27 protein-coding genes, 1 tRNA gene and 1 pseudogene are annotated in these 22,729 nt (G+C 62.2%); 13 read left to right on the forward strand and 16 right to left on the reverse strand.

Annotated elements, in window-relative coordinates; genetic code table 11:
• The first annotated feature begins 23 nt into the window (after positions 1 to 23).
• The gene (locus tag AB7A72_RS10345; protein WP_369459860.1) at positions 24 to 1,265 is read left to right on the forward strand and encodes a PLP-dependent transferase; all 1,242 of its coding nucleotides are present in this window, start codon (positions 24 to 26) and stop codon (positions 1,263 to 1,265) included.
• Positions 1,266 to 1,329: 64 nt separating this feature from the next.
• Here AB7A72_RS10345 and AB7A72_RS10350 read toward each other — a convergent pair whose 3' ends face one another.
• A complete protein-coding gene (locus AB7A72_RS10350; protein WP_407064970.1) occupies positions 1,330 to 1,947 on the reverse strand; it encodes an arylesterase in 618 nt (205 codons plus the stop codon).
• A 76-nt stretch (positions 1,948 to 2,023) separates the two neighbouring features.
• Here AB7A72_RS10350 and AB7A72_RS10355 point away from each other — a divergent pair, with 76 nt between their 5' ends.
• The 5 genes from AB7A72_RS10355 (at position 2,024) to AB7A72_RS10375 (ending at position 6,551) form a co-directional block, all read left to right on the forward strand.
• Positions 2,024 to 2,737 carry an ABC transporter ATP-binding protein gene (locus AB7A72_RS10355; protein ID WP_230772983.1) on the forward strand — a complete coding sequence of 238 codons (714 nt, stop codon included), beginning with the start codon at positions 2,024 to 2,026 and terminating at the stop codon, positions 2,735 to 2,737.
• A gap of 127 nt (positions 2,738 to 2,864) precedes the next feature.
• Positions 2,865 to 3,461: a phosphatase PAP2 family protein gene (locus AB7A72_RS10360; protein WP_369459861.1), complete on the forward strand. Its 597-nt coding sequence runs from the start codon at positions 2,865 to 2,867 to the stop codon at positions 3,459 to 3,461.
• Positions 3,462 to 3,464: 3 nt separating this feature from the next.
• Positions 3,465 to 5,081: an ArnT family glycosyltransferase gene (locus AB7A72_RS10365; RefSeq protein WP_369459862.1), complete on the forward strand. Its 1,617-nt coding sequence runs from the start codon at positions 3,465 to 3,467 to the stop codon at positions 5,079 to 5,081.
• Between the two features lie 112 nt (positions 5,082 to 5,193).
• Positions 5,194 to 5,751 (forward strand): NADPH-dependent FMN reductase, encoded by a 558-nt coding sequence (locus AB7A72_RS10370; protein WP_239808710.1) that lies wholly within the window; start codon positions 5,194 to 5,196, stop codon positions 5,749 to 5,751.
• A 131-nt stretch (positions 5,752 to 5,882) separates the two neighbouring features.
• Complete coding sequence (locus tag AB7A72_RS10375) at positions 5,883 to 6,551, forward strand: alpha/beta hydrolase (RefSeq protein ID WP_369459863.1); 669 nt, start codon at positions 5,883 to 5,885, stop codon at positions 6,549 to 6,551.
• Positions 6,552 to 6,563: 12 nt separating this feature from the next.
• On the opposite strand, the gene AB7A72_RS10380 is transcribed toward AB7A72_RS10375, so the two are convergent.
• The 5 genes from AB7A72_RS10380 to AB7A72_RS10400 form a co-directional block, all read right to left on the reverse strand.
• A complete protein-coding gene (locus AB7A72_RS10380; RefSeq protein WP_369459864.1) occupies positions 6,564 to 7,388 on the reverse strand; it encodes a M90 family metallopeptidase in 825 nt (274 codons plus the stop codon).
• A gap of 4 nt (positions 7,389 to 7,392) precedes the next feature.
• Entirely contained in the window at positions 7,393 to 8,253 is an 861-nt protein-coding gene (locus AB7A72_RS10385; RefSeq protein ID WP_369459865.1) for a UDP-2,3-diacylglucosamine diphosphatase, read from the reverse strand.
• A gap of 18 nt (positions 8,254 to 8,271) precedes the next feature.
• Positions 8,272 to 8,778, reverse strand: coding sequence for a peptidylprolyl isomerase (locus AB7A72_RS10390; protein ID WP_239808706.1), 507 nt, complete (start codon positions 8,776 to 8,778; stop codon positions 8,272 to 8,274).
• A gap of 68 nt (positions 8,779 to 8,846) precedes the next feature.
• A complete protein-coding gene (locus tag AB7A72_RS10395; RefSeq protein ID WP_021026743.1) occupies positions 8,847 to 9,374 on the reverse strand; it encodes a peptidylprolyl isomerase in 528 nt (175 codons plus the stop codon).
• A gap of 208 nt (positions 9,375 to 9,582) precedes the next feature.
• Positions 9,583 to 10,152, reverse strand: a complete 570-nt coding sequence (locus AB7A72_RS10400) for a tetratricopeptide repeat protein (RefSeq protein ID WP_369459866.1) — start codon at positions 10,150 to 10,152, stop codon at positions 9,583 to 9,585.
• Between the two features lie 313 nt (positions 10,153 to 10,465).
• Between AB7A72_RS10400 and cysS the strand changes: the two genes are divergently transcribed.
• From cysS to AB7A72_RS10430, 6 genes are all read left to right on the forward strand, one after another.
• On the forward strand, positions 10,466 to 11,851 hold the full coding sequence (cysS, locus tag AB7A72_RS10405) for a cysteine--tRNA ligase (protein WP_369459867.1): 1,386 nt from the start codon (positions 10,466 to 10,468) through the stop codon (positions 11,849 to 11,851).
• Positions 11,852 to 11,908: 57 nt separating this feature from the next.
• Positions 11,909 to 12,559, forward strand: coding sequence for a DNA-3-methyladenine glycosylase family protein (locus AB7A72_RS10410; protein ID WP_312463300.1), 651 nt, complete (start codon positions 11,909 to 11,911; stop codon positions 12,557 to 12,559).
• 77 nt (positions 12,560 to 12,636) lie between these two features.
• Positions 12,637 to 13,611, forward strand: a complete 975-nt coding sequence (locus AB7A72_RS10415) for an acetyl-CoA carboxylase carboxyltransferase subunit alpha (protein ID WP_116925082.1) — start codon at positions 12,637 to 12,639, stop codon at positions 13,609 to 13,611.
• A gap of 83 nt (positions 13,612 to 13,694) precedes the next feature.
• Positions 13,695 to 14,666: a tRNA lysidine(34) synthetase TilS gene (tilS, locus tag AB7A72_RS10420; RefSeq protein WP_369459868.1), complete on the forward strand. Its 972-nt coding sequence runs from the start codon at positions 13,695 to 13,697 to the stop codon at positions 14,664 to 14,666.
• A 77-nt stretch (positions 14,667 to 14,743) separates the two neighbouring features.
• Entirely contained in the window at positions 14,744 to 16,024 is a 1,281-nt protein-coding gene (locus AB7A72_RS10425) for an aspartate kinase (RefSeq protein ID WP_239808701.1), read from the forward strand.
• Between the two features lie 25 nt (positions 16,025 to 16,049).
• Positions 16,050 to 16,142 (forward strand) — tRNA-Ser (locus AB7A72_RS10430).
• An 84-nt stretch (positions 16,143 to 16,226) separates the two neighbouring features.
• Here the strand turns inward: AB7A72_RS10430 and AB7A72_RS10435 are convergent.
• From AB7A72_RS10435 to AB7A72_RS10470, 8 genes and pseudogenes are all read right to left on the reverse strand, one after another.
• Positions 16,227 to 17,003, reverse strand: a complete 777-nt coding sequence (locus AB7A72_RS10435; protein ID WP_369460128.1) for a tyrosine-type recombinase/integrase — start codon at positions 17,001 to 17,003, stop codon at positions 16,227 to 16,229.
• Between the two features lie 291 nt (positions 17,004 to 17,294).
• Positions 17,295 to 17,438 (reverse strand): annotated as a pseudogene (locus AB7A72_RS10440) (Arm DNA-binding domain-containing protein); the annotation flags it as partial.
• Positions 17,387 to 17,599, reverse strand: coding sequence for an excisionase (locus AB7A72_RS10445; RefSeq protein WP_133858978.1), 213 nt, complete (start codon positions 17,597 to 17,599; stop codon positions 17,387 to 17,389). The gene AB7A72_RS10445 and the pseudogene AB7A72_RS10440, both read right to left, overlap by 52 nt.
• Positions 17,599 to 18,015, reverse strand: coding sequence for a hypothetical protein (locus tag AB7A72_RS10450; protein ID WP_369459869.1), 417 nt, complete (start codon positions 18,013 to 18,015; stop codon positions 17,599 to 17,601). Before AB7A72_RS10450 ends, AB7A72_RS10445 begins: the two co-directional genes overlap by 1 nt.
• Before the next feature lie 141 nt (positions 18,016 to 18,156).
• Positions 18,157 to 18,963 carry a hypothetical protein gene (locus AB7A72_RS10455; protein ID WP_369459870.1) on the reverse strand — a complete coding sequence of 269 codons (807 nt, stop codon included), beginning with the start codon at positions 18,961 to 18,963 and terminating at the stop codon, positions 18,157 to 18,159.
• Entirely contained in the window at positions 18,963 to 19,778 is an 816-nt protein-coding gene (locus tag AB7A72_RS10460) for a hypothetical protein (protein WP_369459871.1), read from the reverse strand. Before AB7A72_RS10460 ends, AB7A72_RS10455 begins: the two co-directional genes overlap by 1 nt.
• A gap of 80 nt (positions 19,779 to 19,858) precedes the next feature.
• Positions 19,859 to 20,743: an ORF6N domain-containing protein gene (locus tag AB7A72_RS10465; RefSeq protein WP_369459872.1), complete on the reverse strand. Its 885-nt coding sequence runs from the start codon at positions 20,741 to 20,743 to the stop codon at positions 19,859 to 19,861.
• On the reverse strand, positions 20,740 to 20,898 hold the full coding sequence (locus AB7A72_RS10470) for a YlcI/YnfO family protein (protein ID WP_369459873.1): 159 nt from the start codon (positions 20,896 to 20,898) through the stop codon (positions 20,740 to 20,742). Before AB7A72_RS10470 ends, AB7A72_RS10465 begins: the two co-directional genes overlap by 4 nt.
• A 101-nt stretch (positions 20,899 to 20,999) precedes the next feature.
• Here AB7A72_RS10470 and AB7A72_RS10475 point away from each other — a divergent pair, with 101 nt between their 5' ends.
• Positions 21,000 to 21,470 (forward strand): Arc family DNA-binding protein, encoded by a 471-nt coding sequence (locus AB7A72_RS10475; protein WP_369459874.1) that lies wholly within the window; start codon positions 21,000 to 21,002, stop codon positions 21,468 to 21,470.
• A gap of 11 nt (positions 21,471 to 21,481) precedes the next feature.
• Here the strand turns inward: AB7A72_RS10475 and AB7A72_RS10480 are convergent, their stop codons facing one another.
• Positions 21,482 to 21,925: a hypothetical protein gene (locus AB7A72_RS10480; protein WP_369459875.1), complete on the reverse strand. Its 444-nt coding sequence runs from the start codon at positions 21,923 to 21,925 to the stop codon at positions 21,482 to 21,484.
• Entirely contained in the window at positions 21,922 to 22,725 is an 804-nt protein-coding gene (locus AB7A72_RS10485) for a hypothetical protein (protein ID WP_369459876.1), read from the reverse strand. The genes AB7A72_RS10480 and AB7A72_RS10485 overlap by 4 nt, the downstream gene beginning before the upstream one ends.
• Positions 22,726 to 22,729: the final 4 nt, after the last annotated feature.

Consider the following 22,729-nt stretch of genomic DNA (forward strand, 5'->3'; position numbering starts at 1 on the left):
TTTTCTGACCGACATTTTTTGCTATGAGCTCCAACCCCGAAAACCAGGCGCCGATCACCGGCATCATCCACCACCCCTACACGGTCGATGCGCCCTTTGCCGCGCCGCAGCCCGGCGTGTTCAAGGCATCGAGCGTGTTCTTCCCGAACGTGGCGGCGATGCGCAACTGGGAGTGGAAGGACAAGAGCGCCTTCACCTATGGCCTGCACGGCACGCCCACCACCTATATCCTGGAAGAGCGCATTGCCACGTTGGAAGGCGGCACCCACTGCGTGCTGGTGCCCAGTGGCCTGGCATCGGTCTCGGTGATCGGGTTGGCGCTGCTCAAGAGCGGTGACCATGTGCTCCTGCCCGACAACGTCTACGGCCCAAGCAAGGGCTTTGCCGAGAGCGAGCTGCAGCGCTATGGCGTCAGTGTCGGCTACTACGACCCGATGCGTGTGGACCACTGCGCCAGCCTGATCCAGGACAACACGCGGCTGGTGTGGCTGGAAGCGGCCGGCTCGGTCAGCATGGAGTTCCCCGATCTGGTGGGCCTCGTGCGCCTGTGCCGGCAAAAAGGCATTGCCACGGCGCTGGACAACACCTGGGGCGCGGGCCTGGCCTTCAACTGCTTTGACCTGGATGGCGATGGCAGCTACCGCCTGGGCGTGGATGTCTCGGCGCATGCGCTCACCAAGTACCCCAGCGGCGGTGGCGATGTGCTGATGGGCTCCATCGTGACCCGTGATGCCGCCGTGCACCGCAAGGTGCAGGCCACGCATATGCACCTGGGCCTGGGCGTGGGGGTGAACGATATCGAAACCGTGCTGCGCAGTCTGCCCAGTATCGCGCTGCGCTACCACGCGCAAGATGCCGCTGCCCGGCAGCTGGCCGCCTTCATGGCCGAGCATCCCGCCGTCGTGCAACTGCTGCACCCGGCGTTTGCTGGATCTCCCGGCCACGCGCATTGGCAGCAGCTGTGCGGCGCTGTTGCGGTGGCAGGCAAGCAGGGCACGGCAGCCGGTCTTTTCAGCGTGGTGATCGATCCGCGCTACGGCCAGAAGCAGATCGACCTGTTCTGCGAAAGCCTGCGTCTGTTCAAGCTGGCCTACAGCTGGGGCGGCCCGGTCAGCCTGGTCGTGCCCTACAAGATCGGCAGCATGCGCGCGCTGGGCGAGTCGCAGTTGCAGCCCGGCATGGTGGTGCGCTTTGCGATCGGGCTGGAGGATGTGAACGACCTGCAGCAGGATTTGGCCCAGGCGCTGCAAAAAGCCTTTGGCTAAGGCATCTGCCTAAGCGGTAGCGCCAAACCCCTGAATCCCGCCAGCATCGCGCCGGCGGCATTTTTTATTTCATCAGCTTTTGCAGCTCGGGCCAGACATTGGCGAGCAGCTGCGGGTGGGCGCTGGCCAGCGGGTGGATGCGGTCGGCCTGGAAGTTCTTCTCGGCGTTGGGCACATCGGCCACGCCGTGCAGCAAGAAGGGCACGACAGCGGTTTTCTTCTCGCGCGCCAAGGTGGTGAAGACCTGGGCAAAGTCCGTGGTGTACTTGGTGCCGTAGTTGGGGGGCACCTGCATGCCCAGCAGCAGCACCTGGGCACCGGCCTTTTGCGCGCTGTCCACCATCGCTGCCAGGTTGGCCTGGGTGCTGGCCAGCGGCAGGCCGCGCAGCGCATCATTGGCGCCCAGCTCCAGCACGACGATGCCGGGCTTGTGCTGCGTCAGCAGCTGGCCAAAACGGGCCCGGCCGCCGGCGGTGGTGTCACCGCTGATGCTGGCGTTGTGCACCTGGTAGGCGTTGGCGGTTTTGCTTTTTTCGAGCTTGTCCTGCAGCAGCGCCACCCAGCCCGTTCCGCGTGCGATGCCGTATTCGGCGCTGATCGAGTCGCCCACGACCAAAATTGTGGCAGGCGCCTGTGGTGCAGCCGCCTGTGCTGTAAAACCTATAGCGATGGAGGTCATCATTGCCCCCGTTACGATGCTGCGCAGACACCGGCGTCGTGTGACGGGTGCTCGACCATTGGAGGAAAGATTGGTTGTCATGACAGATGCAGTGCTTTCTCAATCGCAGGCGCCTGAAGCGGTGTTGGTGGCCCAGGGCCTGGGCAAATCGGTCTCGGATTCGACCGGCAGTCTGACCATTCTGCGTGATGTGGACTTTAGCATCGCGCAAGGGGAAACCGTAGCGATTGTCGGTGCATCGGGCTCGGGCAAAAGCACCTTGCTGTCGATCCTGGCGGGCCTGGATACGCCCAGCGTGGGCACGGTGCGCATTGCTGGCCAGGACCTGTTTGCGCTGAGCGAAGATGACCGGGCCGCGCTGCGTGCGCGCACGATGGGCTTTGTGTTTCAAAACTTTCAATTGATGGGCAATTTGACAGCGCTGGAGAACGTGATGCTGCCCTTGGAGCTGGCCGGACAGCGCGATGCCCGCAAGCAGGCGACTGCGATGCTCGAGCGCGTGGGCCTGGGCCAGCGCCTGTCGCACTACCCCAAGCTGCTGTCGGGCGGCGAGCAGCAACGCGTGGCACTGGCACGCGCCTTTGTGGTGCAGCCTGCCGTGCTGCTGGCCGACGAGCCCACCGGCAGCCTGGACTTTGCCACCGGCGAGGCGGTGATGCAGCTGGTGATGGACCTGAACCGCGAGGCGGGCACGACCTTGGTCATGGTCACGCACGACCGGGCCATTGCCGCCCAGTGCCAGCGCGTGATCACGATTGCCGCCGGCGCGGTCGTGCAGGACAGCCGAATTTAAATTCTTTATCGCTTTTCTTGTGCATTAAGACATCGGTAAGTTCCGCCCGCCACAGTGCCAACCTACAGAATGCGCGGTTACCGGGTGAACACCCATCCAGAGCGGCCTTCTGTGCGAGGGGTTTGCGATGGATGCATGGAATCTGCAGTGGTTTGCATGGATGGCCGGGGGCTTTGCACCGACGGCTTGGGTGCTGGAGCTGGCCCGTTGGCTGGGCATGGACGGCGTTGTGCTGGCAGGCGCGGCGCTGCTGTGGCTGTGGTGGAAGCGGCCGGCGGACCGCCTGTACCTGCTGGGCAGCATGCTGTGCTGCGCCGCTGCGGTGCTGCTGGCGCACCAGCTCGCCATCTGGGTGGGGCATCCCCGCCCCTTCGTGATGGGGCTGAGCCCCGCCTATATTGAACATGCCGCCCGGGGCTCACTCCCGAGCGCGCATGCCAGCGCACTGTTTACCTTGGGTTTTTGCCTGCTGTGGCTGCGCCAGCTGCGCCTGGGTGGCGTGGCAGTGGTGGCGGTGGCGCTGGCAGTGAGCTGGGGCCGTGTCTACTGCGGTGTGCACTTTCCCTTCGATATCGCTGCCGGCGCAGCGCTGGGCGGGGTGATCGCGCTGTTGTATGGCTGGCTGTGGCGGCATGCCGGTCCGGTGGTGCAAGAGCCTGCTGCGCTGGCGCTGCCAGACGCCGCAGCGCCCCGCCCATCGCCGCAGCCCGCACCGGTGGAGTAAGCCATGCACAGTCTTGCTTCTGCACGCGCGGTGCCTGCCCGCTTTGCCTGGACGACCGAGGCCAGCATGGCGGTCCTGGTGGCAGTGTGGCTGCTGGCGCTGGCCTGGCTGCGGCCGCTCAGCGATCCGGATGAGGGGCGGTACGCCGTTGCCGCGCTGCAGATGCTGCGCAGCGGCGACTGGGTGACGCCGGCACTCAACGGCCTGCCGTTCTTCCACAAGCCGCCGCTGTACTACTGGCTGGCGGCCACCGGCTTCCAGGTTGCGGGTGTGCATGAATGGGTGGCGCGCCTGCCGTCGCTGCTGGGCGCATGGCTGGCGGCCATGTCCTTGTTGGTGTTGCTCAAGCGCTATGCCAGCCTGTCGGTGGCTGTCGCTGCAGCGGTGGTGCTGGTGACCATGCCCTATACCTATATGGCCGCGCAGTACGCCAATATGGACATGCTGTTGGCAGGCTGCCTGACCGCCTGCATTAGCAGCGCCGCGATGGCGACCCTGGAGGCGCGCCAGGCCACAGGCCGCATCCGCGGCATGGCCTGGATGGGCTGGCTGGCTGCGGCCGGCGTCTGGGCCGGGCTGGGTTTTCTGGCCAAGGGCTTGATTGCGCTGGTGCTGCCCGGCATGGTCTGGGCCCTCTGGCTGGTGTGGGAGCGGCGCTGGCGCCAATGGTGGCTGCCTTTGCATGCAGCGGCATGGCTGCCGGTGCTGCTGATTGCCGGCCCCTGGGTCTGGATGGCGCAGGCACTGCACAGTGGCTTTTTCCACTACTTCTTTGTGACCCAGCACTTTCAGCGCTACACCGGCAGCAGCTTCAACAACCCCCAGCCCTGGTGGTTCTATGTTGCCGTGATCGCGCTGGCCGCATTGCCCTGGACGGGCTGGGCGCTGGCCGCTGGCTGGCGCAGTGGGCGGCGCAAGGCCGTTGCCGGATCACTGCCACCGCAGGCGGCACGGCCAGCCGCGCAGCCCTTGGTGCAGAGCCTGGACCGGCTGATGCTGGTCTGGTTTGCCGTCATCGTGCTGTTCTTCTCGGTGCCGCACAGCAAGATCGTAGGCTATGTGCTGCCTGCGCTGCCGCCACTGGCCTATGCGGTGGTGCGCCTGGTGCAGGCCGCTGGCTGGCAGCGCTGGGGCCGGCACGCGGCCGCGCTGGCCGCGCTGTTGTGTGTGGCCTTGGCGGTGGTGCTGGGCACGGTGGCCGTGCCTGCCAAGGCTCAGTGGCGCGCACTGCGCAGCCTGCCGGTGCAGCCGGCCGACCGCTTGGTGATGCTGGAGCACCTGTACTACGAAGTGCCTTTTTACCTGCCTGCGATGGCAGCTCCGCTGGTCGTGGATGACTGGACCACCGAGGGCCAGCAGGCCGACAACTGGAAGAAGGAGCTGAGCGATGCAGCGCAGTTTGCGCCTCAGCAGGGCAATAGCCTGCTGCTGGATGCGCAGGCCTTGCAGGCCTACGCCTGCGCGCATCCGCAGCAGCGCCTGTGGGTCGTGGGCAGCACCGAGGCGGCCCAACGCCAGATGCCGCCGTTGGCATCGGCTGCACCAGCACTGCACCTGGGCAGCACCCAGGTCTGGCAGCTGCAGGCGGGCCAGGCCTGCGGCAGGGGCACGGCGCAGTGATTCACAGCGCCGTTATGGCCGCGCAGTTCGCGTTGGCCTACATCGGGTATCACCAGGCAGGGGTATAAACATAGGCTTCATCCTTTGGCATGTCCTGAAAGTGAGAATGACTGTGGCAAAACCCCAAATTGGCATCATCGTTGGCAGCAACAGCAAGACCTCGATCAACAAGCAACTGGCGCATGGCCTGGTGAACCTGGTGCAGGACCAGGCGGACTTCGAGTTCCTCGACCTGAGCGCGCTGCCGTTCTACAACCGCGACGACGACGCTGACGCCTACCCGGCAGCGTTTACCGCTTTCAAAGACAAGGTGCGCAGCAAGAACGGCATCCTGTTTGTGACGCCTGAGCACAACCGCTCGGTGCCGGCTTATTTGAAAAATGCACTCGACGGCGCCAGCCGCCCTTATGGCAGTGGCGCGTGGAACGGCATTCCCGCCGGCATCATCGGCACCTCGACGGGAGGCCCGGCCACGTCGATGGCTCAGCAGCACCTGCGCAACATTCTGGTGTTTCTGGACATGCCTGCGATGGCGCAGCCTGAAGGCTTTATCCGCTGGACCGATGGCCTGGTCAGCGCCGATGGCAAGGTGGCCGAGGCCAGCGAAAAGTTCTTGCGCAACTACATGGAGCGCTTTCTGGCCTGGGTGGCTGTGCACCAGAAGAAATAAGCCATCTGTGGCGGGCTGGGGTGCCAGCGGCGGTGCACCGGCCTCAGCCGCCGCAAGGCGTTTTGCTGTGCTTCCCGCCATGGTTGCCAAGGCTGCGGTACGATGCAGCCAATTTTTTGACCAGGGCTGCCATGTTGAAACTTCCCCTTGACCACCTGTACCGTGCCGCTGCGCCGGATACCCGCGCACCCTGGTTGCTGGTGCTGATGCATGGCGTGGGCAGCAACGAGCAGGATCTGTTTGGCCTGGCGGGCATGGTGCCACCGGCGTTCCATGTGCTGAGCCTGCGCGCGCCTTATACCTTGGGCCCCGGCAGCTATGCCTGGTTCCAGTTTGGGGTGAACCCCGATGGCAGCCGCACCATCGATACTGCGCAGGAGAAAGCCAGCCGTGCGCTCGTCGCCCAGACCTGTGCCCAGGCGGCCCAGGCCTTGCAGATTCCTGCCGAGCGGGTGGTGGTGGGCGGCTTCAGCCAGGGCGGCATCATGGCGCTGTCGGCGCTGCTGACCGAGCCGCAGCTGCTGCAGGCCATTCTGGTGTGGCACAGCCGCCTCTTGCCCGAGATGGCCGCCGAGCAGGTGGCTCCCAGTCAGCTGGCCGGCCGCAAAGCCTGGATCAGCCATGGCACGGCCGACAATGTGATTCCGCTGGCGCAGGCCCATGCCATTCGCGCGGCCCTGCAGGCCATGCCTGTGGATCTGAGCTACCACGAGTACCCCTGCCGCCATGAGCTGCACCCGCAAGAGCTGCAGGACAGCATCGCCTGGCTGCAGGCACTGACCGGGGCGCAGCGCGTCTAACGTCTTGATTGTTTAGCCGGCATCCGGGCGGAACAGCCCGGCGAGCATGCGGTCGAGCTGCGGCCATTCCTCGGCGAAGTGGCGGCGGTTGACAAAAAAGGCCTCGCAGGCGACCGCAAAAAACTCGGCCGGGGCGGTGGCGCCATAGCTGTCCAGCCAGGGTGCGGGCTCGCCAAAGCGCTGGGATTTGGCAATTGCATGGCGAAAGGCATCAAAGGCCGATGCCCAGGTGCGCTCCCAGGTCTGGCGTGCTTCGGCCGCACTGGCCAGGCCCAGAAAATGGCTAGGCAGCGACGGGTAGCCATCGGCTCCGCCGTTGCGCATGTCGATCTTGTGGCAGAACTCGTGGATGACGACGCTGGTGCCGCGCTCGTTTTGCTGCAGTGGGTCTTGCGCAATGGCCGCCCAGCTCAAGGTGACAGGCCCATGCTGCATGGCTTCGCCTTCGAGCATCATGCGCCGGTGCGAGATAAGGCCCGCCTCGTCATGCATATCTCTGGCGGCCACCATGGTGCCAGGGTGTACAACGATGCCGACAAAATCATCGTAGAGCGCAATGGCCTGTTCTGCGTCGCCCCGGTGCAGCAGCGGCACGCAGGCCTGTGCGGCAATGGTCAGCGCCATCGCATCGCTCACCACCAGACCATGCGCACCAGAGAACTGCTTTTGGCGCAGAAACAGTGCGCTGAGGGCGCGCAGCTTGGCTTTTTCTTCGAGCGACAGCGCTTGCAGAAAAGGGTATTTTTGCAGCACCTGCAGCCACAGGGCGGCAGGTATCTCGGGCACGGGGCGCGCCAGTGCGCGCAGGCGTGACCAGGTGCGGTGCAGCCAGGCCATGGGATCAGCGCGCGCCCGGCTGGGGCGGCCGGGCCAGGTAGTCGTCCAGCGCGATGCGCTGCAGGCCTGCGGCATCGATGCGCAGCACTTCGGCGCGTGCCGGCTCCAGGTCGGTGTCCCAATCGGTCAGTACCACGCGCTGGTGGTCTGCATCCAAGGGGTGGCTGGCAGGGCGGTGGGTATGGCCGTGGATCAGCGTGTGCGCCTGGGCCTGCTGCAACCAGGCCAGGGCGGCCTTTGTATCCACATCGGCGGTGATGACCTCGCGCATGCGGCGCGCCTCGCTCTGGCTGCGCATGGCGCCTGCCAGCTGGCGGCGCTGGGCCAGTGGCTGGGCCAGAATCTGCTGCTGCCAGGCGGGGCTGCGTGCCACCGCACGAAAACGCTGGTACTCGCTGTCTTCGACGCACAGCGCATCGCCATGGCTGAGCAGCCAGTGCTGGCCCAGAAACGCCAGGCAACTGGGATCGGGCAGCAATTGCATGCCGCTGCGTTGGGCAAACTGCGCGCCAATCAGAAAGTCGCGGTTACCGTGCATGAAGAAAAGGGCGCGCTGGCCACTGGCCTCGCGCAGGGTCTGGGCGCAGGCCGCTTCAAAGCTGTCTGCCTCGTCGAGCGCATCGTCGCCGACCCAGGCTTCGAACAGGTCGCCCAGCATGAAGATCGCATCGGCCGTACTGGCTTGCAGGTACCGCTGCCAGCTGTGCCAGGTCAGAGGCAGCTGGGGTTGCAGATGCAGATCGGAGATGAATTCGATGCTGCGCCAGGCGGGGGGCGCAGCGAAGGCATGGACTGCCGTGGTGGCCAACTGGGCGCGCAGCGCCTCATCGGGGTCTGCGGCTCGGGTGTCGGTCGGGCTGTCCATGCAGATGGTGGCGGCCTGTTACAGCGCCACAGCCTTTTCGATCAGCACTTCTTCCTTGGGCACGTCTTGGTGCATGCCCTTGGAGCCGGTCTTGACGGCCTTGATCTTGTCGACCACATCGTTGCCCTTGACCACCTTGCCGAACACGGCATAGCCCCAGCCGCTGGGGGTGGGAGAGGTGTGGTTCAGGAAGTCGTTCTTGGCGACGTTGATGAAGAACTGGGCGGTGGCCGAGTGCGGATCGCTGGTGCGGGCCATGGCCACGGTGTACTGGTCGTTCTTCAGGCCGTTCTGGGCTTCGTTCTGGATGGGGGTCTGGGTGGACTTCTGGTCCATGCCCGAAGCAAAGCCGCCGCCCTGGATCATGAAGCTGTTGATCACGCGGTGGAAGATCGTGCCGTCATAGTGGCCGCTTTTGACGTAGCTCAGGAAGTTCTCGGTGGACTTGGGGGCTTTGTCTGCGTCGAGTTCCAGCGTGATCACGCCGTAGTCTTTGATATGCAGTTCAACTTGTGGATTGCTCATGGTGTGTTTCCTGTTGAGAAAGGTGGGAAGGGCGCCGCTGGCCGGGTTGAGGCCGGCGGCATAGCCATTTACTTGACGACGGTAGCCGACTTGATGATGACCGGGGTCTTGGGCACGTTCTGGTGCGGGCCGGCATTGCCGGTTTGCACCGCCTTGATCTTGTCGACCACATCATTGCCGCTGACCACCTTGCCAAACACTGCGTAGCCGTGGCCATCGGGATTGGGGGCGTTCAGCGAATCGTTGTTCTGCACATTGATGAAGAACTGCGCGGTGGCCGAATCGGGCACAGCCGTGCGGGCCATTGCAATGGTGTAGGTGTTGTTCTTGAGGCCGTTGTTGGCCTCCAGCGGGATGGGCGAGCGCGCAGGCTTTTGCTGCATGTCGGGGGTAAAGCCACCGCCCTGGATCATGAAGTTGCCAATCACGCGGTGGAAGATCGTGCCGTCGTAGAACTTGTCGTTCACGTACTGCAGGAAGTTGGCCACCGTCTTGGGCGCTTTTTCTGGATTGAGTTCCACAACGATGTCGCCCATCGAGGTGGCCAGTTTCACGCGGGGCTGGTCAGCCGCCTGTGCAGCGCTGGTCAGCAACATGCCGCCGGCCAGTGCCAGGCCGCCCAGAATGGAAAGAGTGTGTCGTTTGGTAGGCATCGGTTTCCTCTGTGGTCAATTACGGTAGATGGCCAGCACAGGGCACTGCGCTGTCCGCAATGCATGCTGCGCTGCGCGCAAGTCATCGGCGTTGCAGCGTGGGCGTTGCACCGACTTGAGGGCCAACGGTGCAAGATTCAAGGCAAGGCCTTTACTTTTTTGCGTCGGGCGCCGCTGCCGGGGCAGCCGGCGCGGCCGCAGCGGGTGCTGCAGCAGCCGCAGGCTGGGCCCGGGTCACCAAGAGGCGCAGGCTGCTGATCTTGGGCTGCAGCCGCGCCTGCTGGGCGGGCGCCAGGCTGCTGGCCTTGCTCAGCGATTGCTCGGCTAGGCGGATATAGATGTCGCCCAGGTTCTCATAAGCGGTGGCATAGCCGGGGTTGGCCCGCACGGCATCCTGCAGCGCACGGCTGGCTTTTTCCAGCTGGTTGTTCTGGGCGTAGAGTACGGCCAGGTTGTTGTAGGGCTCGGGCAGCTCGGGGTATTCCTGCACCAGCTTTTCGAAGGTGGCCGTGGCTTCATCGCGCTGGCCGGCATTCATCTGGGCCACGCCTTGCAAAAAGCGCCATTGCGGGTCACGCGGCGCTTGCTGGATCTTGGGCTCCAGCTGCTCCAGGGCCAATGCGGTCTGGCCGGACTGGATCAGCTTTTCCACGGCTGCGTAATCGTCCGCATAGGCGGCACCGCAGCTCAGTGCGAGCGCCAGCAAGGCAGCACGAGGCATCAGGGGGGAGAAAAGGCAACTGACTAACTTCATAGGGTTCGGGCACGCTGGGCGCGTGCAAGTGGCCTGCAGGCTTATACTGCAGCGCATTGTAGCTGAGGGGGCTGGCGCCCCGGAACGGCGGGCGGCCATGGTTTGCAGGGCATGGTGTCGGCATCAGCTACCATACATGGTTCGGCGGTTCCTGCCGGGCGGATCTGCCCCAAGCAGGCTCTGCACAACCCGCACACCAGTCTCTTTGCAGAGGGTGGGTGCGGACCGGCGTGGGGCGCCAGGCGTCCTTCCCTCTCAACCACAACCACGCTAATTTTTCATGAGTTTGCGCATCTACAACACGCTTTCGCGTGCGCTGGAGTCATTTGTTCCGATCGAGCAGGGCCATGTCCGCATGTATGTATGCGGCATGACGGTCTATGACCTCTGTCATCTGGGACATGCGCGCTCGATGCTGGCGTTCGATGTGGTGCAGCGCTGGTTGCGTGTCAGCGGCCTCAAGGTGACCTATGTGCGCAATGTCACCGACATCGAGGACAAGATCATCCGCCGCGCTGTGGAGAATGGCGAGACCATTCGCAGCCTGACCGACCGCATGATCGAGGCTCTGCACCAGGACGCCGATGCACTGGGCATCGAGCGCCCCACCCATGAGCCCCGTGCGACCGAGTACGTGCCGCAGATGCTGTCCATCATCTCGCAGCTGGAGGAAAAAGGCCTGGCCTACCGCACCGAGGGCGGCGATGTGAACTACGCCGTGCGCAAGTTTACGGGCTACGGCAAGCTGTCGGGCAAGTCGCTCGATGAGCTCAATGCCGGCGAGCGCGTGGCCGTGCAGGACGGCAAGGATGACCCACTGGATTTTGTGCTGTGGAAGAGCGCCAAGCCCACCGAGCCGGACGAGGCCAAATGGCAAAGCAGCTATGGCACGGGCCGGCCGGGCTGGCACATCGAGTGCTCGGCGATGAGCTGCGCGCTGCTGGGCGAGACTTTCGACATCCATGGCGGCGGCGCTGACCTGCAGTTCCCCCACCACGAAAACGAAATTGCGCAGAGCGAAGGCGCACACGGCCAGCCGCTGGCCAGGATGTGGATGCACAACGGCTTCATCAACGTCGACAACGAGAAGATGTCCAAGTCCCTGGGCAATTTCTTCACGATCCGCGATGTGCTCAAGCGCTACGATGCAGAAACCATCCGCTTCTTTGTGGTGCGCACCCACTACCGCAGCCCGCTCAACTACAGCGATGTGCACCTGGACGATGCCCGCAATGCCTTGAAGCGCCTCTACACCGCGCTGAGCCTGGTAGCGCCAGAGCCGGTCGCCATCGACTGGAGCCACCCAAGCGCAGCGCGCTTCAAGGCGGCGATGGACGAGGACTTTGGCACGCCAGAGGCGGTGGCGGTGCTGTTTGAGCTGGCTGCCGAAGTCAACCGCAGCAAATCGCCTGCGGTGGCGGGGCTGCTCAAGGCCTTGGCCGCTACCTTGGGTTTGCTGCAGGCCGACCCTGCCGCCTACCTGCAGGCGGGTGCTAGCGTGGATGCCGCTTATGTGGAGGCGCAGATTGCACTGCGAGCTGCAGCCAAGGCGGCCAAGAACTATGCGGAATCCGACCGCATCCGCGCCGAGCTGCTGGCCCAAGGGGTGGAGCTCAAGGACTCCGCCCAAGGCACGACCTGGACGGTCGTGCAGGCAGGGGCCTGATGCGCGCTGTGGGTAGTCTGACTTTGTCCCTGGCGTTGACGCGGTCCGTCTAGCCCTATGCCTGGTATCAGCAACAAACCGCTGTCAGCGGAAGACTGGGCTGCCGCCTGCAAACACCTGGCCCGCAAGGACCGGGTGATGCGCCGGCTCGCGCCGCTGTATGCCGGTGAGATGCTGCGCCGCGAGGCGGACGGCTTTGCGCTGCTGATGCGCTCGGTGGTCTGGCAGCAACTGTCCGACAACTCGGCGCGCCAGCTGTGGAAGCGGCTGGTGGCAGCGCTGGGCGCAGCCACGCCCAAGGCCATGCTGGCGCTGACGGACGAGGCCGCCAAGGCCATTCGCCTGCCGCAGCGCAAGCTGGGCTATCTGCGCGATCTCGCCCAGTGGTTTGTGCAGGAGCCCAAGGATGCGCTGTCCTGGGTGCATGTCGACGATGATGCCGTCATTGAGCAGCTGCTGGCGCAGCGCGGCATCGCACGCTGGGGCGCGGAGATGTTTCTGCTATTCCATCTGGGGCGGCCCAATGTGCTGGCCATCGACGACGCAGCGCTGCTGCAGGGCATCAGCGACCATTATTTTTCGGGCGAGGCCGTCAGCCGCAGCGATGCGCGCGAGGTGGCCCAGGCCTGGCAACCCTGGGCCAGTGTGGCGGCCTGGCTGATCTGGCGATCCCAGAATGCCATGCCACTGGGGCAGGATGCAGATTGATCTGGTTTGGCCGCATGCGGTTACACTGTCGGTCGTTATGAGAAGGCTGCCTGCGGCTTTTCTCGAGGAGAATCATTTTGGCGAAAAGAACATTCCTGGATTTCGAGCAACCGATTGCGGAGCTGGAAACCAAAATTGATGAACTGCGCTATGTGCAAAGCGAAAGCGCAGTCGATATCTCTGAAGAGATCGATCAGCTCAGCAAGAAAAGCCAGCAGCTGACCAAGGACATCTACAGCGAGCTCTCCCCCTGGCAGATCACCAAGATCGCACGCCATCCCGAGCGCCCCTACACCCTGGACTATGTGAACGAGATCTTCACCGATTTCGTTGAAATGCATGGTGACCGCCACTTTGCCGACGACCTGTCCATCGTGGGCGGCCTGGCACGCTTCAATGGCAACCCCTGCATGGTGGTGGGCCACCAAAAGGGGCGCGACACCAAGGAGCGCACCCTGCGCAACTTCGGCATGAGCAAGCCCGAGGGCTACCGCAAGGCGCTGCGCCTGATGAAGACCGCCGAGAAGTTCAAGCTGCCGGTGTTCACCTTTGTCGACACGCCCGGCGCCTACCCCGGCATTGATGCCGAAGAGCGCGGCCAGTCTGAAGCCATTGGCCGCAACATCTATGAAATGGCGCAGCTGGAAGTGCCGATCATCTCCACCATCATCGGTGAAGGCGGCTCCGGCGGCGCGCTGGGTATCTCGGTGGCCGACCAGGTGCTGATGCTGCAGTACTCGGTGTACTCGACGATCAGCCCCGAAGGCTGCGCCTCCATCCTGTGGAAGACCAGCGATAAGGCCCAGGAAGCGGCCGATGCGATGGGCATCACCGCGCACCGCCTCAAGGCCTTGGGTCTGATCGACAAGATCATCCACGAGCCTGTGGGCGGTGCCCACCGTGACCACAAGCAAATGGCGGCACTGCTCAAGCGCGGCCTGAGCGATGCCTTCCGCCAGCTGGCTGACCTCAAGCCCGCCGAGCTGCTGGACCGCCGCTATGAGCGCCTGCAAAGCTATGGCCGTTTCTCGGACACCAAGGCAGAACATTGATGCCTGCTGCCGGCCGCTGCTGATGCTGCGCCGCTGCTGCCAAGCCTCCCGTTGCGGAGGCTTTTTGCTGTGGAGTGTGCGCCATGGCTGAGCCCGCCATTGTTGCTGCGCTGACCGGCTGGCAGCCCGCGCTGCCATTGGCGGTAGCCTACAGCGGCGGGGCGGATTCCACGGCGTTGCTCTGGGCCTGCCTGCAGCGCTTTCCCGGCCAGGTGCATGCCATCCACATCAACCACGGGCTGCAGGCGGCGGCGGCTGTGTTTGAGGCCCATTGCCGTGCCCAATGCACTGCCTGGGCAGTGCCCTTGCAGGTGGCGGCGGTGAACGCGCATGCGCAACCTGGCCAAAGCCCGGAGGATGCGGCACGCATTGCGCGCTACCGGGCGCTGACCGAGGTCGTGCTGGCTGCCGCTGATGCAGGGCAGGGCGCCATCCAGACCATTGCGCTGGCCCAGCATGCCGATGACCAGGTCGAGACCGTGGTGCTGGCACTGTCGCGCGGTGCCGGGGTGGCCGGGCTGGCAGGCATGCGCCCGCAGTGGCAGCGCGCAGGCCTGCAATGGGCGCGGCCCTATCTGGCGCTGGGCAGTGCGCAGATCCGCGCTGATCTGGCGGCGCTGGGCATTGCCTGGGTGGAAGACCCCAGCAACACCGACACGCGCTACACACGCAACCGCATCCGCCAGCAGGTCATGCCCGCTCTGGTGCAGGCCTTTCCGCAGATCGCGCAGACGGTGGCACGCAGCAGCGCCCATGCGGCGCAGGCGGCCGAACTGCTCGATGACCTGGCGCAGATCGACCTGCAGGCCACGGGCTCGCCACCGCGCATCCGCGCGCTGCAGGCGCTGACCGAGGCCCGCATGGCCAATGTCTTGCGCTACTGGTTGCGCACAGCCCATGGCCAAACGCCCAGTGCCGCGCAGTTGGCGCAACTGCTGCTGCAGCTGCGGCGCTGCACCACGCGGGGCCACCAAATCCATATAAAAGTGGGCCATGGGTATATACAGCGCCACAGAGATGTCATCGATTGGTACAATCCGCCAGTTTTGGTCTGACTAATGTACGATTCCGACGGCGTGCCAAAACACTTTGCATCAACGCCGAGCTTCGTGTTTCGTCATCGTGATATTCAATGGCACTGATCGTTCATAAGTACGGCGGCACGTCGATGGGCTCTTCCGAGCGCATCCGCAATGTCGCCAAACGCGTCGCCAAGTGGGCAAGGGCTGGCCACCAGATGGTGGTGGTGCCCAGCGCCATGAGTGGCGAAACCAACCGTCTGTTGGGTCTGGCCAGTGAGCTGGCACCCAGCCGCGCAGACAAGTCCTATTACCGTGAGCTGGACATGCTGGCCGCCACTGGCGAGCAGGCTTCATCGGCCCTGCTGGCCATTGCGCTGCAGGCCGAGGGCGTTCCTTCGGTCAGCTACACCGGCTGGCAAGTGCCAGTGCGCACCGACGACAGCTACACCAAGGCGCGTATTGAATCGATCGATGACCAGCGCGTGCGGGCCGATCTGGACGCCGGCCGCGTGGTGATCGTCACCGGTTTCCAGGGCATTGACCCGAACGGCAACATCACGACCCTGGGCCGTGGCGGCTCGGACACCTCGGCCGTCGCCGTGGCAGCCGCCCTCAAGGCCGCCGAGTGCCTGATTTATACCGACGTTGATGGTGTCTACACCACCGACCCGCGTGTGGTGTCGGCCGCACAGCGCCTCAAGACCGTGAGCTTTGAGGAAATGCTGGAGATGGCGAGCCTGGGCTCCAAGGTGCTGCAGATCCGCTCGGTGGAATTTGCCGGCAAGTACAAAGTGCCAATGCGTGTGCTGTCGAGCTTCACGCCCTGGGATATTGCATTGGATGAAGAGGCCAAATCGGGCACTCTGATCACATTTGAGGAAGACGAAAAGATGGAAAAGGCCGTCGTATCCGGTATCGCTTTCAACCGTAGCGAAGCCAAAATCTCTGTCCGTGGCGTGCCTGACACCCCCGGCATCGCCTACCAGATCCTGGGTCCGGTGGCAGACGCCAACATCGATGTGGATGTGATCCTGCAAAACATCGGCAAGGACGGCAAGACCGACTTCAGCTTCACCGTGAACCAGGGCGACTTCAACCGCACCGTTGAGCTGCTGCGCGACGAAGTGGTGCCCAAGCTCGGCGCTGACGAAGTCATCGGCAACCCCAACATCTGCAAGGTGAGCATTGTCGGCATCGGCATGCGCAGCCACGTGGGCGTCGCATCGACGATGTTCCGCGCACTGGCCGAAGAGGGCATCAACATCCAGATGATTTCCACCTCCGAAATCAAGACCTCGGTCGTGATCGATGAGAAGTACCTGGAACTGGCCGTTCGCGCGCTGCACACCGCTTTTGGTCTGGATTCTGCAGAAGTTTCCAAATCGGCCTGATTTTTCAGGTTAGAATAGCTGTATTGGAAACGTGACCGAGTGGCCGAAGGTGCTCCCCTGCTAAGGGAGTATGGGGTGTAGAGCCTCATCGAGGGTTCGAATCCCTCCGTTTCCGCCAATAAGATAAGCCCCAAGTGATTGATTCACTTGGGGCTTTTTCTATGTCTGGGTGGGGCGCTCTCAAGTCATCCCTAATCCATCCCTAAATCGCTTCTTTTCGGGGTGTGGCCTGGGTGCTGATCGCTGCATTGACTGCTGCGAGGTTGGCGCCTCGATCCGCTGATGGAATCCACTTCGCATAGTCGCGCATCATCACCTGCACAGAGTGACCGTGTTGCATGGCCACCCACATGGGATTCGCGCCGGCCATGAGCGCCAGGGTTACGCTGGTGTCCCGGCATTCCTTGGGCGCCCTGTATCGCACGCCAATTGCGCGCAAGGTGAGGCGCCAGGCTCGGCGCTGTGACTGCTCATCGTGATAGGGCGCTCCAGTGTTCGGGTTATAGAACACCTCAGCATTCATTGCTGCAGTTCTTGCACGCTGGCGCTGGATCACGCCGGCGGCGCGCTGGTTGAGCTCTACCGTGCGTTCAACGTTGGTTTTGGTGCGGTCTTTTTCCATGGTCATGACCTTGGAGCGGCGAACCAGCACAGTGGCCTTCCGTAAGTCCACATCCTCCCACCTCAGCGCGATATGCTCGCTTGCCCGTAACCCGGCAAAGAATGAGAATTCAAAATAATCTGTCATTACCTCCCCAAAACGCTTTTGCATTTCCTTGAGGATCAATTCAACCTCATCAGGTGCAAAAGGGTCAGGGTTGGCTTTTTGGATCTTCTGATTATCTATTCCTTCAACTGGGTTGCTAACTCGGCTTGGTGGTTTGCATATCAGGTCGAAAACTCCACGCAGTGGGATCAGAATATTATTCTGTGTTTTCCGCGATAGTCCTTTCATTTTGCGCCCGGTTTCCAAGTCCATTCGGTCTTTGCTCAATGTTGCCAAGTGCGTTAATACCATTTCATGGCTTATTTTCTCTGGTCGCAGGCTTCCGAATGCGGGAACCCAATAGGCATTTAGATGACGGACATAAATGGCATGCGTGGAATGCTCCAAGCTCCGAGCGGAGAGGGTGACCCATACCCGCGACCACTCTAGGAAGGTTCGCATGCCAGCCTCGCTCTCTGGCTGGTGTTGCTGCAGGTGCTTGTAGTCGGGGAAATGCGCTGCAAAGCTGAAGGTGCCGTGCTTTATTTCCTCGACTATGGCGGCTCGCACCCGAGCCGCATGTTTGAGGTTTGCGGCAGTGGGGCGAAGATCAAGCGTAGGGGAGACCTGTTTCCCATTCCAGGTGAAACGGACCTCTATGCGGTCGCCTCGCGGTCTAACACCTCCTGTCGTTGCTTTGCGGCCCATTGGTTGTAACCTTCCATATCAATCAAAATATTATTGTCCGGGGCGCGGACGTATTCCTTGCCTTCAATCCAAACTCCCCGGTGAATTTTCGTCTCAACTGCGCGATCAGAGTATCCAGTCTCTGCGCAGAATTTGACAATGCGTACAAATCGTGCGGCCATCATGGCTCCTTTCTGGTTCTGGTCGAAATCATTGCACCAGCAACACCTGCAGGTTCCTCGCTCACCGGCGTGGCCTGCAGGTTTTCGTCTGGCCTGCAGCCGTCTACAACGCCAGATCGCCGGTCATGCTCCAGCAGGGCCTTGCTGAGCATCTTGTGGGCCTGGCGCACGTATGCGGGCACCTGGTTGATCTTGGCGGCCTGCTGCTGCAGGATCTCGCCAGCACGCTCGGGGGTTGCCGCGCCATGCTGCACGGATTGCGCAGCCCCTTCCATGAAGCCCCGTTGCATGTGCTCATCCAGCATGTACTCGCAGCGCAGCCAGGCCAGCAGACGGCGCAGATGGTTTACCTGTGCATCGGTCATCGGCAGAGCAGGGATGTTGTTATCCCCGGTCAGGATCATCATCTTGGTCATCGTTTGTCCTTGGTGTTCCCATCCTTCTGTGGTTGGGCCTGGGCCGGCTGCAGCTTTGCCCGGCGCTCCGCAATCTCTTTGAGGATGTCAAAGGGTGAGCCGCTGCGTGGAGCCGGTGGTGGGGGTGGTGGGCTGTAGTGCCTACTCATCAAGCACCCCCAGGTCACCATCCACGATTCTTTTTGCGCTCATCAGCAAGTGGTTGACACCATGCAAGACCTGGTCGCTGCGTTCATCATGGTTGACCGCGTGGAACAGGTTGATGATCTTGCTCAGGTCGGCAGAGGTGTCAGCAAGCGGCCCATCACCTGACTCCGCGGCCTTAATAGCTTCGTCAGTGCTTTCGCAATATGTGCCCAACAGGTCGCGTAGTGCGAACACCTCCCCGGAGTTGGCGTGCTCCGCATACTGGCTGATAACGCTGCTGGCGCAGTCCATGTATACGTACGCCAGCCAGTGCAGCTCATTGCGCTGGGCTTGGGTGAAATGCTTGTGCTTGCTTTCTGATGCTGGCGCAGGTGTACGCGTGGGGCGCGGCACATCGGTGAAGATCATTTGATGCACAGGCGTGTCGGCAATGATTGCAAGGCGCTCCGCCGCATTGTTGATATGCAGCGTGCGCTCCACAGACTCGTCGTCGTCAGGTACAAGCCGCGCAGTATTTATGCATGCCGCAATGTCGTAGACAGTGTTTTCAGCATTTGTGTTCGAGAACTTACCTTTTGCGGCGTCCAAAGCGATCATTGCCCCGATGGATAGCAGCCGGTCGGACTCGCCGCTGAACGCATGGTCTTCATCGGTTCCACTGGCCAGCGTCAAGAAGTCTCCCACTTGTGCAAACAATGCAGACTGTTCCGAAACAAAGGTGGCTGGCGCGTGGGTCGGAGTCGCCGGTTTCGCTTTACGGCCCTGGGCCTTGGAAGGTTGCTTTTCAAGTACAGCGTTCATCATTGGCCTCCTTCGAGGGGGCGAGTGCCGCGAAAGATCTTCCAGTGCATATCACCCATGGTGGTGTTGTCCCCGCCCAGAAATGACATCAACTGGCCATTAAGTACAAGGATGCGGAGGGCATAGCACCGAAGCAGCGCTTCAGCAGTTAAGGCGCCGTAGTCGTCTATCCGGTCTGCGATTTTTGCGATCTCTTCAGCGACGCCCTCAATATCCCAGGTGCATTGCAAAGCAAGCATTTGCCCTGCGCGGCCGGCTTGGGCAGCAGGCACGGACTTTGGATGATCGACAGGTTCTACACGCCGGATCGGCGGTGTCGGCCGGTCGCGGAAGGTCTTGATGCCCGCAAAGGTGGTCAAGGCGCGGAGATCTTCCAGGGTGCCTGGCAGGCCTGCAATCGCTGCGTGCAGCCGCTCTGCATATTGGTCGATATGCTCCAGCAGTGCGGCTGAGGCGATAGCCACGGGAACAGTTGGGCCAGACACCGCTTCAAGACATGCGAAGGTGTTTTGCACGCACTGACGCAGCATCACCAGGCTTTCCAAGGTGCCGATTTGAGGGCTGTCCGACTCCTTGGGGTTCAGCAGGTTGAACAGCACCGTATCGCACTCTATTGCCTCGGCCCGGGCATGTGGCATGTCCTTCAGTTCTGCCTGGGCCAGCTCCGTGCAGAGGTAGTGGAGGATCTGCAGAGCTTCCGTCTGCAGGCGCTCGGCCTCAGTTGGGCGCGCTCGCACTGGATCGCTGTGCTTAGCCTGTTGGCGCGCAGGGCTCCGCTTGGCCTCCGACGTTGGAGGCGCGATAATTGCGTTCATGATCTGAACTCCGAGGTAAGGTTTTTTGATCTAGAAGTCCAAGAGCAGGTGAGATGGCTCTTGGACTTCGCCTTTGTGGGTCATGCTGCAGAGCCTTGCGGGCCCCCGGGTGCAGCGCGGCTGGAGGTCTTGCGCTTGGTTGTTTCGGCGGGCAGGTTGTCGCGCACCACGTTGACGACAGACTCATACCAGTCGATCTGCAGGCCGGAATGATCGTTCTCGGCTTTGTAGTCGTGGATCTCGCCATATTTGGTGCCGGCCTCGGTCAGAACATAGCCGTCTTCTACCTTGCGCTGCAGACCCAGCGCCAGCAGCACCTTATTCACTGCTTGCGGGCTGATCTTGCCTCGGCCTGTCTGCTCCGCAATACGCTGTCCGATCTGGGTAGGGTTCAAGTGAACCATTTGATCCAGCGGCAGTGCGGGGAGGGCGCGACGAAAGTCGCTGAAATCCAGGCCCGTCTGCTCGGAGAACGCCTTTAGCTTCGCGGCTGCCAGTCGGCCCAGACGGATGCCCGGTACGTTCTTGATGGCATCGCCTACGAAGTTGATGAGCTTCACCTGCTCCAGGGCGGTGCGGCCGCGAATGCGGGCAGGCTTCGAGGGGGCTGCCATTTCTTTGGCGCGGAAGTAGCCGGTGACCACCTGGCGTTGAACCTGCCAAGCCAGGTCGTCCGTGAAGGGCTTGACCAGCATGGTGTAGCCCTGTTCGCTGATGAGGATCACTTTGCCAGGCGTGCCACCTTGAGGGCGCTCGATCCCAAGCGTACGTATTACGTCCGGCTGGTCGAGCTCGAAGTAGTCTTCGCCTTCAACGAGGCGGTGTTTATGCTCGTTGAACGTGCGGCGTGCTGTCCCCTCCGGGCGCGCATGCACCTCATCAATCTGTGCGAGTGTGGCCACGCGCTGGCCCTGGTACACGATCACCTGCAGGTCCGTGTCGTTGATCTTGACGATATTGCTCATTGCGGGGTTCCTTTCTGCGCGACTTCGCGCTCCAGTAGACGAACGATCAGACTGTTCAAGCTGATGTGCTCTTGCTTTGCGTGGGCCTTTGCAGCCGCCTGCAGCGCCGGTGGCACTCTCAGAGTGAAGGTGACTTGATCCTGTTGAGCTTGCATTGATCACTCCTGATCGGCTTCATTTTGAAGCTGGTTTGTAATGTAGTTCGGCTTCATTTTGGTGTCAACACCATTTTGAAGCCGTCGCGTAGAATTGGGGAATGGCACAAGACGACTACATTCGGACCGCACTGCGGGTTCCCCCGGACCTCCACAAGGAGATACACGAGGCAGCGGATAGAGCTGGACGGAGTTTCAATGCGGAATTGATAGAACGTCTGTCACGCTCCTTCCGAGATGACCAAACTATCGAGTTAGCTAAGAGCAATATGGCTACTTTGCGTATGCTGTCGAGTTTCATGTCTCTGCATCTGGACCGGCCGGATATGGTTGAACCAATGGCTGGAGCGATGAAAAAGATGGCGGAAGCGGTTCTAAAGTCGAAGGAGTCTGATAACACTATGCTGGTAGTCGCTCCGCTCATGGATGAATACGCAGATGGTTTGCGTCGGGTTGTGGAGAAGGCCAACGAGGTCTTCGGGCCAGGGTGGGCCAAGAAATTTAAGGCAGCTGAAAAAGCGTCCCTGAGTTCGCAAAGCCAACCTGACACTCCATCACAGGCCGACAAATAGTCGGTTAGTCGTTACATCCACCACTCACTCCATCCATGCTCTGGGCCCCAGCGTTCTACGCGCAAACGAATGGTGGGAACGGGCCCCGGTATCACGAACCACTCTTGAGGATTGGCGCCTTGCAAGCGTCCTGCTTGCTCAAGAGCGCGCTGCATCTTCGGGCTCATGCGCAGGGCTTTTTGAACGGCATGCCAGGGGATCAATCGTGGATCGTTCTCAGGCACTCCAATTCGTACCAGGCCGCCTAACTTTGACTGCTCTTCCATCGTGAGGGTCCGCAATCCGGCACTGGTTTGGACGGCCTTCAGAGCAGTGGGCTCACAGTGCTGATTGCGCGAGAACCAGACAGCTGGCTTCTCACGCGCTGGCACATTGGCACTTGCTGGTAGGATCTCGCCGCAGGCCAAGATCAAACCGGCGTTCGTCGCGGTGGTGTAATGCCAAACCGATTTCATTTGGTGTCCTCTGCAGGCCATCCGCCGGCGATCAAGCTGCGCAGAATGTCCGGGGTCTCGTTGCGGTCCATCCCGTCTTTGTCTTCCAAGTGCTGGTACACCTGCAGAGCTTCTTCCTTGGAGCGAGGCGGGATCTTGGCCAGCATTGCGAAGCAGTAATCATCGTGGGCGCGGCCGGCAGGATCGGCGTCACTGGTATAGATCGAAAAGACATTCCGCAGCCAGTAAAGCGAGTCCCAGTAGTCCTGCTCATAGAGACAGTCGGCAAGCGTTTGCGGCACAAGCTCTGGGCGCTTGGCAAAGCGGGCTGCCGCTTCCTCTGGGTTGTACTCGCACCAGTCCTTGTCGCGCTTGAGTCCCCGCAGGGCCTTTTTGCAGAGCGTCTCCGCTGGGGTCAACTCAAACAGCGCCTTCTCACTCCCAAAGCGAGCGATTGCCTCATCCTGTTGGGCCTTTTTCTTGACGGACGATTGGACTAAGCCTTCCAGGTTGGCAAAGTCGAAGCCACCGAGTGCAGCTGCCAAAGGGTTGCCGCCGCTTGCGCGCATCAGGTAGTCGCTGTAGCGACGCTCAAGGTCCTTGGCCGGTGTGTTGATCTTCTTGAACGCCTCCAGCGCGGCGGCGATCAGCGCAGGGTGTGCGGTCTGGATGCATTCGCGCAGCCACAGCACCGCATCGAGCTCGCGGTCGCCAGTTTCATTCTTTGGCGCCGGCGTCTGCACGGTGGCCAGCGCTGTGCTGGCGCTGAGCGCGATTGGAGGAAGCGAGAAGAGGGCGCGGAATTCTTGGTTATCGTTCATGGTG

It is taken from the genome of Comamonas sediminis, from assembly GCF_041107495.1.
Taxonomy (GTDB): Bacteria; Pseudomonadota; Gammaproteobacteria; order Burkholderiales; family Burkholderiaceae_C; genus Comamonas; species Comamonas sediminis.

What these genes read in the sequence shown, in the direction of transcription:
- AB7A72_RS10380 (WP_369459864.1), bottom strand. Translation starts at nt 7,388, where the DNA reads ATGGCCTGGCTGCACCGCACCTGGTCACGCCTGCGCGCACTGGCGCGC.
- AB7A72_RS10400 (WP_369459866.1), bottom strand. Translation starts at nt 10,152, where the DNA reads ATGCCTCGTGCTGCCTTGCTGGCGCTCGCACTGAGCTGCGGTGCCGCC.
- AB7A72_RS10480 (WP_369459875.1), bottom strand. Translation starts at nt 21,925, where the DNA reads ATGAAATCGGTTTGGCATTACACCACCGCGACGAACGCCGGTTTGATC.
- AB7A72_RS10425 (WP_239808701.1), top strand. Translation starts at nt 14,744, where the DNA reads ATGGCACTGATCGTTCATAAGTACGGCGGCACGTCGATGGGCTCTTCC.
- AB7A72_RS10435 (WP_369460128.1), bottom strand. Translation starts at nt 17,003, where the DNA reads ATGGACTTGGAAACCGGGCGCAAAATGAAAGGACTATCGCGGAAAACA.
- cysS (WP_369459867.1), top strand. Translation starts at nt 10,466, where the DNA reads ATGAGTTTGCGCATCTACAACACGCTTTCGCGTGCGCTGGAGTCATTT.
- AB7A72_RS10485 (WP_369459876.1), bottom strand. Translation starts at nt 22,725, where the DNA reads ATGAACGATAACCAAGAATTCCGCGCCCTCTTCTCGCTTCCTCCAATC.
- AB7A72_RS10390 (WP_239808706.1), bottom strand. Translation starts at nt 8,778, where the DNA reads ATGAGCAATCCACAAGTTGAACTGCATATCAAAGACTACGGCGTGATC.
- AB7A72_RS10355 (WP_230772983.1), top strand. Translation starts at nt 2,024, where the DNA reads ATGACAGATGCAGTGCTTTCTCAATCGCAGGCGCCTGAAGCGGTGTTG.
- AB7A72_RS10450 (WP_369459869.1), bottom strand. Translation starts at nt 18,015, where the DNA reads ATGACCAAGATGATGATCCTGACCGGGGATAACAACATCCCTGCTCTG.
- AB7A72_RS10350 (WP_407064970.1), bottom strand. Translation starts at nt 1,947, where the DNA reads ATGATGACCTCCATCGCTATAGGTTTTACAGCACAGGCGGCTGCACCA.
- AB7A72_RS10360 (WP_369459861.1), top strand. Translation starts at nt 2,865, where the DNA reads ATGGATGCATGGAATCTGCAGTGGTTTGCATGGATGGCCGGGGGCTTT.
- AB7A72_RS10460 (WP_369459871.1), bottom strand. Translation starts at nt 19,778, where the DNA reads ATGAACGCAATTATCGCGCCTCCAACGTCGGAGGCCAAGCGGAGCCCT.
- AB7A72_RS10465 (WP_369459872.1), bottom strand. Translation starts at nt 20,743, where the DNA reads ATGAGCAATATCGTCAAGATCAACGACACGGACCTGCAGGTGATCGTG.
- AB7A72_RS10385 (WP_369459865.1), bottom strand. Translation starts at nt 8,253, where the DNA reads ATGGACAGCCCGACCGACACCCGAGCCGCAGACCCCGATGAGGCGCTG.
- AB7A72_RS10410 (WP_312463300.1), top strand. Translation starts at nt 11,909, where the DNA reads ATGCCTGGTATCAGCAACAAACCGCTGTCAGCGGAAGACTGGGCTGCC.
- AB7A72_RS10455 (WP_369459870.1), bottom strand. Translation starts at nt 18,963, where the DNA reads ATGAACGCTGTACTTGAAAAGCAACCTTCCAAGGCCCAGGGCCGTAAA.
- tilS (WP_369459868.1), top strand. Translation starts at nt 13,695, where the DNA reads ATGGCTGAGCCCGCCATTGTTGCTGCGCTGACCGGCTGGCAGCCCGCG.
- AB7A72_RS10445 (WP_133858978.1), bottom strand. Translation starts at nt 17,599, where the DNA reads ATGGCCGCACGATTTGTACGCATTGTCAAATTCTGCGCAGAGACTGGA.
- AB7A72_RS10345 (WP_369459860.1), top strand. Translation starts at nt 24, where the DNA reads ATGAGCTCCAACCCCGAAAACCAGGCGCCGATCACCGGCATCATCCAC.
- AB7A72_RS10475 (WP_369459874.1), top strand. Translation starts at nt 21,000, where the DNA reads ATGGCACAAGACGACTACATTCGGACCGCACTGCGGGTTCCCCCGGAC.
- AB7A72_RS10365 (WP_369459862.1), top strand. Translation starts at nt 3,465, where the DNA reads ATGCACAGTCTTGCTTCTGCACGCGCGGTGCCTGCCCGCTTTGCCTGG.
- AB7A72_RS10470 (WP_369459873.1), bottom strand. Translation starts at nt 20,898, where the DNA reads ATGCAAGCTCAACAGGATCAAGTCACCTTCACTCTGAGAGTGCCACCG.
- AB7A72_RS10395 (WP_021026743.1), bottom strand. Translation starts at nt 9,374, where the DNA reads ATGTTGCTGACCAGCGCTGCACAGGCGGCTGACCAGCCCCGCGTGAAA.
- AB7A72_RS10375 (WP_369459863.1), top strand. Translation starts at nt 5,883, where the DNA reads ATGTTGAAACTTCCCCTTGACCACCTGTACCGTGCCGCTGCGCCGGAT.